11 protein-coding genes are annotated in these 11,603 nt (G+C 50.7%); 7 read left to right on the forward strand and 4 right to left on the reverse strand.

Annotated features, from left to right (window positions below; all coding sequences use genetic code 11):
* Positions 1-35: 35 nt before the first annotated feature.
* Both AC1DWB_RS17330 and deoC read left to right on the forward strand, forming a co-directional pair.
* On the forward strand, positions 36-479 hold the full coding sequence (locus AC1DWB_RS17330) for an NUDIX hydrolase (protein ID WP_477542344.1): 444 nt from the start codon (positions 36-38) through the stop codon (positions 477-479).
* Positions 476-1,195, forward strand: coding sequence for a deoxyribose-phosphate aldolase (gene deoC, locus AC1DWB_RS17335; protein WP_477542335.1), 720 nt, complete (start codon positions 476-478; stop codon positions 1,193-1,195). Before AC1DWB_RS17330 ends, deoC begins: the two co-directional genes overlap by 4 nt.
* Here the strand turns inward: deoC and AC1DWB_RS17340 are convergent.
* On the reverse strand, positions 1,173-2,135 hold the full coding sequence (locus tag AC1DWB_RS17340; protein ID WP_477542345.1) for a Na/Pi cotransporter family protein: 963 nt from the start codon (positions 2,133-2,135) through the stop codon (positions 1,173-1,175). The genes deoC and AC1DWB_RS17340 overlap by 23 nt on opposite strands.
* Positions 2,136-2,248: 113 nt before the next feature.
* Between AC1DWB_RS17340 and AC1DWB_RS17345 the strand changes: the two genes are divergently transcribed.
* The gene (locus AC1DWB_RS17345; RefSeq protein WP_477542336.1) at positions 2,249-3,673 is read left to right on the forward strand and encodes a class I SAM-dependent rRNA methyltransferase; all 1,425 of its coding nucleotides are present in this window, start codon (positions 2,249-2,251) and stop codon (positions 3,671-3,673) included.
* Between the two features lie 48 nt (positions 3,674-3,721).
* Positions 3,722-4,378: a DUF2238 domain-containing protein gene (locus AC1DWB_RS17350; RefSeq protein ID WP_477542337.1), complete on the forward strand. Its 657-nt coding sequence runs from the start codon at positions 3,722-3,724 to the stop codon at positions 4,376-4,378.
* Here the strand turns inward: AC1DWB_RS17350 and AC1DWB_RS17355 are convergent.
* Positions 4,335-4,742: a hypothetical protein gene (locus AC1DWB_RS17355; protein ID WP_477542338.1), complete on the reverse strand. Its 408-nt coding sequence runs from the start codon at positions 4,740-4,742 to the stop codon at positions 4,335-4,337. The two genes, AC1DWB_RS17350 and AC1DWB_RS17355, sit on opposite strands and share 44 nt — an antisense overlap.
* A gap of 158 nt (positions 4,743-4,900) precedes the next feature.
* Positions 4,901-5,890 (reverse strand): L-glyceraldehyde 3-phosphate reductase, encoded by a 990-nt coding sequence (mgrA, locus tag AC1DWB_RS17360; RefSeq protein WP_477542339.1) that lies wholly within the window; start codon positions 5,888-5,890, stop codon positions 4,901-4,903.
* A 258-nt stretch (positions 5,891-6,148) separates the two neighbouring features.
* Between mgrA and AC1DWB_RS17365 the strand changes: the two genes are divergently transcribed.
* Positions 6,149-7,906: an ABC transporter ATP-binding protein gene (locus tag AC1DWB_RS17365; protein WP_477542340.1), complete on the forward strand. Its 1,758-nt coding sequence runs from the start codon at positions 6,149-6,151 to the stop codon at positions 7,904-7,906.
* Positions 7,907-7,911: 5 nt separating this feature from the next.
* On the forward strand, positions 7,912-9,927 hold the full coding sequence (locus AC1DWB_RS17370) for an ABC transporter ATP-binding protein (RefSeq protein ID WP_477542341.1): 2,016 nt from the start codon (positions 7,912-7,914) through the stop codon (positions 9,925-9,927).
* Between the two features lie 98 nt (positions 9,928-10,025).
* Here the strand turns inward: AC1DWB_RS17370 and AC1DWB_RS17375 are convergent, their stop codons facing one another.
* Entirely contained in the window at positions 10,026-10,520 is a 495-nt protein-coding gene (locus AC1DWB_RS17375; RefSeq protein ID WP_477542342.1) for a DnaJ family domain-containing protein, read from the reverse strand.
* 244 nt (positions 10,521-10,764) lie between these two features.
* On the opposite strand from AC1DWB_RS17375, the gene AC1DWB_RS17380 reads away from it, so the two are divergent.
* Entirely contained in the window at positions 10,765-11,499 is a 735-nt protein-coding gene (locus AC1DWB_RS17380; RefSeq protein WP_477542343.1) for a glucosamine-6-phosphate deaminase, read from the forward strand.
* The last annotated feature ends 104 nt before the right edge of the window (positions 11,500-11,603 follow it).

An 11,603-nucleotide genomic window follows, 5' to 3' on the forward strand; every position in this document is an offset into this window, starting at 1 on the left:
TCCTTCTTGTATATATGAATTACAGACGAAAGGAGATGTTCAAGGTGAAAGAAATTTCAGCAGGTGGTGTTGTTTTTCGGCGCAATGGGGAAGTCGTAGAAATCCAGATGATTCAAGACCGTTATGGTAAAGTGACTCTGGCTAAGGGCAAGATGGAGCCTGGTGAGACGGTGGAGCAAACGGCGCTAAGAGAAATCCAGGAGGAAACTGGCATTCGAGGGCGCATTCATCAAACCTTGGAAACCGTCACTTATCAATATGAGCACCCCACGCTGGGGAAGGTTGATAAAGAAGTGCACTATTACTTGGTTCAAGCCATGGATGGTACCCATCAGCCGCAAGTGGAAGAGATTCATGCTGTCGAGTGGGTATCACCAGATACGGCATGGCGGATGCAGCTAGCCCAAGGTTATGGGAACAACAATAACGTTCTGAAGCGAGCCCTGCAATTGTTAGGAAAAGAGGTCAAGGACGCATGAACGAAGCTAATCTGGAGCAAGGATCGATCGGATTGATACAGGTTCCGGCCTATATCGACCATACCTTGCTAAAAGCGGACGCCACCACGTCTGCCATACATAAGCTGTGCCGCGAGGCAGTGCAATACGGCTTCTACAGCGTGTGCGTGAATGGATATTGGGTGCCGTTCTGCCGGGAGGAGCTGGCTGGTTCTGCGGTCAAGATCAGCGCTGTCGTAGGATTCCCGCTAGGGGCTTCAGCATCCGCGGCGAAAGCGTTCGAAGCTGCACGTGCCGCCGAGCTGGGAGCGAGTGATATCGATATGGTCATGGCCGTCGGCCTGTTTCTGGATGGCAACCATGCCGCGGTTCAAGCGGATATTCGTGAAGTTGTGAAGGCGGTAGAGGGGCAAGCGATCGTGAAGGTGATTCTGGAGACGGGCTTCCTGAATGATGCACAGAAGCGGGAGGCGTGCGAGCTGGCCGAGCAAGCCGGCGCGCATTTCGTGAAGACGTCCACCGGCTTCGGCCCTGGCGGGGCGACGGTGGACGACATTCGCTTGATGCGCACGGCGGTGTCGTCGCACGTGCAAGTGAAGGCGTCGGGCGGCGTCCGTGACTGGCCGACCGCGCTTGCGATGATCGAGGCGGGGGCGACCCGCCTCGGCACGAGCTCTGGCGTCGCGATCATGAGCGGCGCCGAGGGCAGTGCCCCTACGCAGCCGGCCGCTTATTGAGGGCTGGCAAGTAGCATAACGGCAGCGCAATCAGCGAGCTGACGATGTTGAACAGCGTCTGCGCATGAGCGATTTGCCCGGAGGGCGAATCGCTCAGTAGCACGGACGCTTGGTGCAGCAGCGGCAGCAGCGGCAAGAACAACAAGGCACCGCCGACGTTGAGCGCGATGTGCGACCACGCCACGAATTGCCCGCTGCGGCTGGCGCCGATGCTGGCGATAAGCGCCGTGGCGCACGTGCCAACGTTGGCGCCGAGCACGATGGCGATGCCGAGTTCGACCGGCACCGCCTGCACGGCCGCGAGCCCCATCGTCATCGCGATGACGGCGGCGCTGCTGTGGATCAACGCGGTAACTGCCGCGCCGGCGATGACGCCCCACAGCACGCTGCGCTGCGCGTGCTCGACGAACCACGCGAACAGGCCGCGCGACTGTAGTTCGGGCACGATCGTCTGCATCACTTCGACGCCAAGCATGATGGCGGCGAAGCCGCACGCCGCAAGCGACAGACTGCGTGTGCTGTGCAGCCAGCGGCGCAGTCGAGTAGAGCGCAGCGGGACGAGTGCGATCGTCCCGAGCCATACCGAAGCCGCGCCGAGCAGGACCGGCAGCGCCAGCTTCGTCAGATTGAGCCCGATCAGCTCGGTCGTCAGGCAAGAGCCTATGTTAGTGCCGAGTATGATCCCAAGCGTACGTGGAAACGTCATAAGGCCTGCGTTCACGAGGCCGATACATATAACCGTGATGGCGCTGCTGCTCTGCAGAACGGCCGTGACGCCGGTTCCGATCAGCATCCCACGGACTGGTGTCCGGGTGAATCGTTCGATCAGACCGGTCAAGTAGGGGCCGGCCCATTGATGAAGCGCGAGCTCCATGACTTTCATGCCGGTCAGAAATACGCCTAATCCGACCAATAAAGGAAGTATGATTTGATGTAACATAAGACGGTCTCCTTTGCCGTTCGGTGCATGTTGTACATATCTCAAGAATATGTGTGGAGTTGGACGGGCATGACAAGCAATATGGCAGGGCTCGATAACTGGAGGAGGAACATATGGCAAGTGTAGTATTGGATCGGAAGAGGAAGAAACGTGTGGAACAAGGACATCCCTGGGTGTTCCAGAATGAAGTGGAGCGGATTGAGGGGGAGTACACACCTGGTGACCTCGTCAACGTCGTGACGCATCAAGGCCAATTTCTAGCTGTAGGCTACATCAATCCGAATTCACAAATTGCTGTTCGAATCGTGAACTACGCGCCTCTGGACAAGATGGATCGTAGTTTTTTCGTAGATCGATTCCATCGCGCGATGGAACATAGGACGCGGTTTGTACACAATACCGATGCTTATCGGCTCGTGTTTGGGGAAGCAGATTTCTTACCTGGGCTCGTTGTGGACAAGTATGCGGATGTGCTGGTCGTGCAAATCTTGTCGCTTGGGATGGATGTACGGCGAGAGGAGATCGTGTCGGCCTTGAATGAAGTGTTTCAACCGAAAGGGATTTACGAGCGCAGCGATGTTCCCGTTCGTAGATTAGAAGGCTTGGAGCTGCAGACAGGCGTGCTAGCCGGGGAATGTCCGAGGTATGTACGGATCATGGAGAATGGCTTGCATATGGAAGTGGACATCGTGGAAGGGCAGAAGACAGGCTATTTCTTCGATCAACGCGAGAATCGGGCGTCTCTTGCCAAGCTGATGAAGGGCTGGGGACGCCGTAGTGGGATTGAACTTCGCGTTGTTGAGCAAGATAATAGCGAACTTACTTTAGCTGATCCTGTTGCACCTGCAGCTCTTAGCGGGCGGATGGCTCCATTCAATGCGAACGGCAAGGAAGTCACATTCCCGTATTGGGATGGGGCGACTGTTCTGGAATGCTTCTCGCATACCGGCAGCTTCTCGTTGCATGCTTGCTTGTACGGAGCGAAGAAAGTCACGTGTCTCGATATATCGGAGCATGCGATTAATTCCGCCCGGCGTAACGTAGAGCTGAACGGATTCGAGGATCGGGTGGAATTCGTCGTGGCCGATGCCTTCGACTATTTGCGGGAGCATGTGAAGGGGCTGGAAGAACGCCGTGTGCGGGCTGGTTCTGCAGTGGGACAAGAATCAACGAAGAAAGTGGACACGTCCAAGCCTCTGGCAGCACAAGGCCGTACATGGGATGTGGTCATTCTGGACCCGCCTGCATTCGCGAAATCCAAGACCTCGGTAGAGTCGGCTTGCCGGGGATACAAAGATATTAATCTACATGCGATGAAGCTGGTCAATGAGGGCGGGTATTTGGTAACGGCAAGCTGTTCGTATCATGTGCGTCCCGAGTTGTTCATGGAGACGATCCATGCGGCAGCGGCGGATGCGAATAAGATCGTACGGCTAATCGAATTCACTGGGGCTGGCAAAGATCACCCGCACATCCTTGGAGTGGACGAGGGCGATTATTTGAAGTTTGCGGTTCTGGAAGTAAGATCCCGTCAGTAATCATCTGCTGGGTACGTGTGGTTAATCAGATGTATAGGAGGAAATGCCTTGCAAAGCAGGTTAAGCGAAGTCCAGGGGTTCAAAGGGAACCGGAAGCTCCAGCTGATGATCATAGGTTATTCGATTATTTGGCTACTCTTGGCAATCAAGCCAACTAGCAGAGGGGAGTGGCTGCTGGAGAACGTGCTAACCATCGTGACATTAGCCACTCTGGCGCTTACCTACCGAAAATTCCGCTTCTCTAATGCTTCTTATTTCTTCATTTTCCTTTTCCTGTGCTTCCATACGGTTGGCGCCCACTATACATACCAGCAAACGCCGCTCGACGATTGGCTGAAATCGGCGTTCCATACGAAACGAAGCTACTACGACAGACTCGTCCATTTCTTGTTCGGACTGCTGCTCGTATATCCGGTCCGCGAGTGGTTGGTACGTTTATCTGGTTTGAGCCGTCTATGGGCGGCTTTCCTTCCGGTTACCATACTCGTTTCGTTCAGCGGCTGTTTCGAGATCGTCGAAATGCGACTTGCGCTGCTCGTTAACGCTCAGCTTGCTCAGGATTATGTGGGAATGCAGGGGGACATATGGGACTCGGTAAAAGATATCGAGATGGGGCTGGTAGGTGCCATTTGTGCAGCCGTAGTTCTGCAGTGGACAGGTTTCAACCAAACGCACCAAGAGCAACTGCGAGCCAAACAGCATTAAGAACGAAGGTCGCTCCTGATGCTATAAGGATTCCTCGGAGTAGCGCTGGATCTTGGCGGTTCAATAGCATGACCGGGATAATATACAACCACTGAACGAGTCCAATAATCAGATAGGCGACCGGGATGAAGACAAGCATCAGATGTAGTAGCGCGACGAGGCCAATCCCTTTCCATACTTGGATGCCTCTCCATGGCTTGCGTTGAATTGATTTGTCAGGGGCACCTGTTGATTCAGCAGAACCTTCCCTGGCTCCGTTACCTGTTCCATATTCCCACATTATGGCTTCTTCTTGCTGCATGCGTCCAATAATTCGTTCACGCTCCGATTGTTGCCCCTGCTCGTTATGATTCGAATCCGACATGAACAATCCCCCTTTAGTGATCTCTTCAATGTACTTTCCTGTATCGTAACATATTCGACTAAACTCAGGAGCCGTACCCCATAGATTTTGGATAAAAAAACAACTGCTATTCGACCTCTGATTGGAGGGACGAAAGCAGTTGTTCGTGTATAATTGTATTATTGTGCCACGATTTCGTCGATCCGGCGCAATTCCTCATCGGTGAAAATCAAATTGGCTAACGCTGCAACGTTCTCCTCGATTTGGGAAACCCGGCTTGCTCCGATCAGTGCCGACGTCACCCGACCGCCTCGCAATACCCACGCGAGAGACATCTGGGCGAGCGATTGCCCGCGCTCAGCAGCCAATTCATTCAATGCTTTAATCGTGTTGATCTTCTCTTCAGTAATCCCGTTGCTCTTCAGAAACACATTCCTGGCCGCTCTTGAATCTTCGGGAATTCCGGTCAAATATCGGCTGGTCAGTAGCCCCTGAGCAAGTGGACAGAATGCAATACTGCCAATTCCCTCTTGATCAAGCACGTCCTGCAAACCATCTTCAATCCATCGGTTCAGAATGGAATAGTTAGGCTGATGAATGAGAAGCGGTGTTCCCAGACGTTTCATAATGGCGGATGCTTGAGCCGTTTGTTCGGCACTATACGAGGAGATCCCTACATATAATGCTTTGCCTTGTCGGACCAGTTGATCAAGGGCACCCATCGTTTCTTCCAGAGGCGTCTCCGGGTCTGGACGATGCGAATAGAAGATGTCCACGTAGTCGAGCCCCATCCGTTTCAAGCTCTGATCGAGGCTGGCTACAATATACTTCTTCGAACCCCATTCCCCATAAGGTCCTGGCCACATCAGATAGCCTGCCTTCGTGGAGATGATCAGCTCATCGCGATAGGCACGTAAATCTGAACTAAGGATGCTGCCGAAATGTTCTTCTGCTGATCCTGGAGGGGGTCCGTAGTTGTTAGCCAAGTCGAAATGGGTAATGCCCAGATCGAACGATCTTGTCAGCATGCTGCGCATGTTCTCTTGTCGGTCAACACCGCCGAAATTGTGCCACAGCCCGAGGGAGATAGCCGGTAGCTTCAATCCGGATCGGCCGCTTCTGTTGTACTTCATGGTGTCGTAACGTGTAGATTGGGGGAAATACGTCATTGTTCAGCCTCCTAGAAATAACGTACATTCGTTCGTATCTATCATACCTATTAGAATTCATGGAATCAAGTGGGGAAAAAATGATTCATAGTTGAAAAATCCGGGTTCAATCCCGGCCTCATTTGTTATTCTATTATAGTCGCCCTGTTGATCCATGATTTGAAAAAAATAGGGTATACCAAAAAAATGCTGTGATGTATAATGAAACAATGACTCATGAATGGAACGTATGTTCGAATATGGTGTGAGGTGGTTGACATGAATTTTATTTCCAAGCTGTCATGGTTTTTCAAGGATCGATGGGCACATTACACGTTCTCTATTGCGGCAATTGTACTCGTGAATGTGCTCAGCATTATACCTCCTAAGATGATCGGGACCGTGATCGATTCGATCCGATTAGAGGAGTTGACTTCTTCGACTCTTGTGCAGACGATTTCATTCCTGATTGGACTCGGCCTGCTCGTGTATGTTCTGAATTTCTTTTGGGTTACGACGTTGTTCGGCAACTCGGCACTGCTTGAGACCAGTTTGCGTTCCAAGCTGTTCCAACATCTCATGAGAATGACCCCATCTTTTTTCCATCGAAACCGTACGGGGGATTTGATGGCATTAGCGACCAATGATGTACTGGCCATAAGCCAAACAGCTGGTTTCGGTGTGCTCACCCTCGTGAGTACCATAGTGGGAACAACGGTCGTATTAGTTACGATGGTCGTACTAATCGATTACAAGCTCATGTTGGCTGCCTTAATTCCGCTGCCATTCCTAGCTATCGCGATCAATGTGCTCGGCAAGCGTATGCGCCGCAGATTCATGGCTGCGCAGGCGTCATTCGGCCGAATGAATGATCATGCCTTAGAGTCCATATCCGGGCTGCGCGTTCTACGTTCGTATGTACAAGAGAGCAGCGATCTGGAGGCATTCGACCGAGTTACGAAGGATGTAATGGCTAAGAACCGGAGTGTCGCGATGATGAACTCCTTATTCCAGCCGATTATCTCTTCGATCGTGGGAATCAGCTATTCGATTGGGATTGGATACGGTTCTTACCTGGTCTTTCATAATGAGCTCACACTGGGTCAACTCGTTTCGTTCAACATCTATTTGGGTATGCTCATCTGGCCTATGATATCTTTCGGCGAGTTTATTAACATCTTACAGCGAGGCAGTGCGTCCGCAGATCGGATGTACGAATCGTTCGGACAGCAGCCGGACGTACAGGACAGCGCCAAACCGTTACAAGTCGATATTCCGATGTCGATCGAGTTCAATGGACTTACGTTCCGCTACCCATCCGCCCAGACGGACAGTCTGAAGGATATTACATTCCGTCTGAACAGGGGAGAGACTCTCGGTATCGTAGGCCGGACTGGAAGCGGGAAGAGTACACTGCTGAAGCAATTACTCCGTCAATATCCGGTTGAAGAATTCAAGGTACTAATTACTGGGGTTCCTATCGAACGTATTGCCCTGGAGAAGGTCAAGGGATGGATCGGGTACGTTCCGCAAGAGCACTTGCTGCTATCCAAGAGCATTCGCGACAATATTGCACTTGGCCATCATGATGCCAGTCCTGAAGAGTTGAACAAAGTGGTGGAGATGGCATCGTTTAGTGAAGATGTTAAGCAAATGAAGGAAGGGTTAGAGACGGTTATTGGAGAGTACGGAGTTATGCTGTCCGGCGGACAGAAACAGCGGGTAGGGATATCAAGAGCATTGCTGACCGACCCGGAGATTCTTATCTTGGACGACGCATTATCTGCCGTTGATGCTCGGACCGAGAACCGCATCTTGAGTAATATTCGCCGTGAACGCGCTGGCAAGACGACCCTGATTGCGACACACCGCCTATCGGCAGTCAATCATGCACAACTTATCCTTGTACTGGACGAAGGACGGATCGTGGAGCGAGGGACGCATGATCAATTGATGGCTATAGGCGGTTGGTACAAGGAACAATATGATCGGCAACAGATGGAATCGTCGCTGATGAACGAACTGGAGAAGGAGTGAGGAGCATGGAAGTTATCGAAGCCGAAAGCAAATCATCCATCATTGGACGCTTAGCAGGCTACGCGATGTTATATAAAGGCAAGATTACGCTTGCGCTGCTCATTCTGGTTGTAGCAGTCGGGACGCAGCTTGCCGGACCTTATATTGCCAAGATTATTATTGATAAACATATTCTAGCGATCGAGAACACCTGGTATGAGTCTTCTCTGCAGCAAGTACCGAGCGACATGCAGTCGATCGTCTTTCAAGGCAAGGCGTATATACGAGAAGACTGGTTGAAGCCTGGGCAAGCGACAGGTGGATGGGCGCAAGCGTCAATTAAACAGAGAAATTCGACATTCGTATTATCCAGCTCTTCAGGAACGAATACCGAGCTAACCTCCCAGCAAGTAACGGATTTCTATAGTAACGACATTCAGCCCATAGTGTGGCTGATCGCATTGTATCTAATCCTGTTGCTCGTATCAGGTGGATTAACATTTGCTCAATCTTACATCCTGCAGTCTACGGCTTTAAGTATTATTCAACGAATGCGGATGGACATCATGAAACAAATTCACCGTATCCCAGTTCGTTATTTCGACAACACACCGATCGGTCAAGTTGTGTCGCGTGTCGCGAACGATACCGAAGCGATACGGGACTTATTCATGAGCTTCATGGCAACATTCGTGGTCAGCGGCGTCAATCTGATCGGAATATTCGTGGCGATTGCGATCCTGGATCTGAAGCTCGCCCTTATTACGCTTGTGCTTGTCCCGTTCTTCTATCTCGTCATGCGCTTTCACCTCAAGTATGCGAAAGGGTATGTCAAGATCATGCGCGCACGTCTCAGCGATATGAATGCGATGCTGAACGAGACGATCAATGTGATGCCGATTATTCAGGCCTTCCGTCGGGAGAAAGGGAGGATCGGCGAGTTCGAAGTATTGAACGAAGAACGGTATGTGAATCAACGCAAGCAGTTTCGCTTGTTCTCCTTGTCCGCTCGTAACATTGTCGGATTAGTCGGCAGTTTGACTACAGCATTAGTGCTATGGTACTTCGGCAATCAATCGTTGCATACGGCGATCTCATTCGGTGTATTGTACGCGTTTATTGATTATTTGGGCCGGGTGTTTCAACCGATTATCGGCATATTCGAACAACTCACCAACGCTCAGAGAGCTTTCGTATCGGCTGAGCGAGTGTTCGCTTTACTCGATCTGGAAGGAGTGGACACGGAAGAGAATCCGAATGGCGAACGCCCTCGCGGGTATGTCAAATTCGATCAAGTTTCCTTCGCTTACAACGATGAGGATTATGTATTGCGCAACATCTCGTTCGAAGCTCGCCAGGGAGAGACGATTGCCTTAGTCGGTCATACGGGTTCCGGCAAGAGCTCAATCATGAACTTGCTGCTCGGCTTCTATGAGCCAAGCAAGGGGACCATAACGATTGAAGGAAACGACATCACAGGCTTCTCGAAGCAGGAGCTGCGACGACATATGGGCATCGTGTTGCAAGATCCATTCTTGTTTACTGGTGACATCAAGTTTAATGTCGGGATGTACAATAAGTCGATCAGTGAGGAACAGATTCGGCAGGCACTTCGGGAAGTAGGAGCGGAGAACTTCGTCAATCAGCTGCCCGGCGGGTTGAACGAGCCTGTTGTGGAGAGAGGGAACACATTATCGGCCGGTCAGCGCCAACTCATCTCCTTCGCCCGCGCCCTTGTATTCAATCCGGCGATTCTGATTCTGGATGAAGCGACAGCGAGCATTGATAGCGAGACGGAAGGCATTATTCAGCAAGCTCTGCACGTGTTGCGGGAAGGCCGTACAACGTTCGTCATCGCGCACCGGCTCTCAACGATTCGCGATGCAGATCGTATACTCGTCCTGCATCGCGGTGAAGTCGTGGAGAGTGGCAACCATGATGAACTGATGCAGTTACAAGGTCGCTACTACAAAATGTATCAATTGCAAAAAGGGGAGGGAGCAGCTACCCCAATGAGTGCTCCCGTCATACAACCTCAGTAATACTTACTTCGTACCTCTTCTCAGGCTGGCTGGCTTGCTGATCTGTCCGACAAGCGTCCTTACGTTGTCGGACAGCGGAGCAGGCGGATTATGTTGTCCTATAGCCAACGGTCCACTTGATCACGAATACTCTCTACCGCGATCCGGCCCTTCTGGAGCACAGGCGTAGGAACAGATTGATTATAGCGAATAATTTGTTTATTGATAGCTTGTAATTCTTCTGTTATATCTTGCTGACCCAGATCCATCCGTTGAATAAGCTTCACAATCCGATTTCGGATTTCATGCTGTAGTTCGAGCCAGGGAGGGAGAATATTTGCATTTTTGAGCATAGAGTTCAAAGGGTCTCCACCCTGAACAACAATCGGTTTGCCCGTACCTGCAAGATGGTCCAACCCCCCGCTTTCTTGACAGTCACGAACCGCCTGGTCTAACCAATCGTTCACATTCCGTGCTCTTACAATCGACTGTGCCGCGTCTTCTCCGACTATGGGTGGAAGAGAGATAGCATTGTGATTTGCTTTCGTCTCCCCGTTAACGATGAGACTTACCTCTTGATTATCCGATTTTCTGCGAAACCATTTGATTTGCATGTCGATCATCCCTTCCTAATCAGCATGATAACCCTTTCATTACCAAGTATAAGCAATGAAGATGAAATGGTATCGGGATAATAGTGAGAAAATTGTGACAATGATTTGATTGTTTTGTGACAGCGGGAACCTTCTTGCAATCCAGAATCCGATTACTGTTATAAAAATCAAATGACAGTAACAATCAATTATGATAAACTACGAATATATAGTAATCGATTACTATTACTAACTGGAGGTTACAATGAACATTCAAGTATTAGACACAGCTGAGCAATTAGGCGCAGCAGCAGCAGACCAAGTGGAAGAAATATTGAACTCCACCATAGAGAAGCAAGGCTACGCTAGAATCGTGCTTTCAACGGGAGCTTCTCAATTTCCTTTCTTTCTAGCCCTTCAAGCGAAGGCGATCGATTGGAGCAAGGTTGAAATGTTTCACTTGGATGAATACGTTGGTCTATTGGAGTCCCACCCAGCGAGCTTTCGCAAGTATTTGAAGGAACGATTTCTGTCCTTCGCCCCAGTAGCTCGGGCTCACCTTGTTGATGGCGAAGGCGATGTGGCCGCCCATCTCCAGCAGTTGACAGCCGATATCCGTAAGAAACCGATTGACCTGGCGTTGATTGGAATTGGAGAGAACGCTCATATTGCCTTTAACGATCCACCTGCTGATTTCGATRCGAATGCGGCATACAAAGTTGTCGATCTGGACGAGGACTGTAAAGCGCAGCAAGTTCGAGAAGGTTGGTTTGAATCACTCGATACAGTACCGAAGCAGGCCATTACGATGACAGTCCATCAGATTATGAGCAGCAAAACGATTATTTCGTGTGTACCTCATCATGTGAAGGCAGACGCGATCCGTAAGACATTGGAAGCAGGCGTTACTGAACGGACTCCATCCTCGATTCTTAAAACTCATGCTGATTGGTGGTTGTATCTCGATCAGGACTCTGCTTCGCTGATACAGAAAGATTAAGTTTCCGGGTCGCCGCAAAGTAATCTAATCATACTTCGAAAGTATAACCTCACTTTGTGGGGTTATTTTTCGTGCTCATTCCGTAGAGGGTATGGTAATATATC

It is taken from the genome of Paenibacillus sp. P4_E11, assembly GCF_056401635.1.

Coding starts and splice junctions, on each gene's coding strand:
- AC1DWB_RS17355 (WP_477542338.1), bottom strand. CDS start 4,742: ATGTCGGATTCGAATCATAACGAGCAGGGGCAACAATCGGAGCGTGAA.
- AC1DWB_RS17375 (WP_477542342.1), bottom strand. CDS start 10,520: ATGCAAATCAAATGGTTTCGCAGAAAATCGGATAATCAAGAGGTAAGT.
- mgrA (WP_477542339.1), bottom strand. CDS start 5,890: ATGACGTATTTCCCCCAATCTACACGTTACGACACCATGAAGTACAAC.
- AC1DWB_RS17330 (WP_477542344.1), top strand. CDS start 36: ATGTTCAAGGTGAAAGAAATTTCAGCAGGTGGTGTTGTTTTTCGGCGC.
- AC1DWB_RS17340 (WP_477542345.1), bottom strand. CDS start 2,135: ATGTTACATCAAATCATACTTCCTTTATTGGTCGGATTAGGCGTATTT.
- AC1DWB_RS17370 (WP_477542341.1), top strand. CDS start 7,912: ATGGAAGTTATCGAAGCCGAAAGCAAATCATCCATCATTGGACGCTTA.
- deoC (WP_477542335.1), top strand. CDS start 476: ATGAACGAAGCTAATCTGGAGCAAGGATCGATCGGATTGATACAGGTT.
- AC1DWB_RS17345 (WP_477542336.1), top strand. CDS start 2,249: ATGGCAAGTGTAGTATTGGATCGGAAGAGGAAGAAACGTGTGGAACAA.
- AC1DWB_RS17365 (WP_477542340.1), top strand. CDS start 6,149: ATGAATTTTATTTCCAAGCTGTCATGGTTTTTCAAGGATCGATGGGCA.